The following is a 419-nucleotide window of genomic DNA, read 5'->3' on the forward strand; positions in this document are numbered from 1 at the left end:
CCCGAAGTGGCCGAGCAGATCGAGTCGATGGGCGCCGAGTTCGTCTATCTCGACTTCTCCGAGGCGCAGACCGACGGTGCCGCGACCGGCGGCTATGCCGCGCCCTCGAGCCCCGAGTTCCGCGAGGCGCAGCTGGCCAGGTTCCGCGAACTGGCACCGCAGATGGACATCGTCATCACCACGGCGCTGATCCCCGGCCGCGACGCGCCGAAGCTCTGGACCGCCGACATGGTGGCGGCGATGAAGACCGGCTCGGTCATCGTCGACCTGGCCGCCGAGCGCGGCGGCAACTGCGACCTGACGGTGCCGGATGAGCGCATCGTGACCGAGAACGGCGTCATCATCATCGGCTATACCGATTTCCCCAGCCGCATGGGGGCGCAGAGCTCGGAACTTTACGGCAACAACATCCGCCATTT

1 pseudogene is annotated in these 419 nt (G+C 67.1%); it reads left to right on the plus strand.

Features of this window, described 5'->3' with window-relative positions:
• A pseudogene (locus Q1A36_RS21415) lies at window positions 1-419 on the plus strand (NAD(P)(+) transhydrogenase (Re/Si-specific) subunit alpha); the annotation flags it as partial.

The organism is uncultured Paracoccus sp. (assembly GCF_947487305.1).
Taxonomy (GTDB): domain Bacteria; phylum Pseudomonadota; class Alphaproteobacteria; order Rhodobacterales; family Rhodobacteraceae; genus Paracoccus.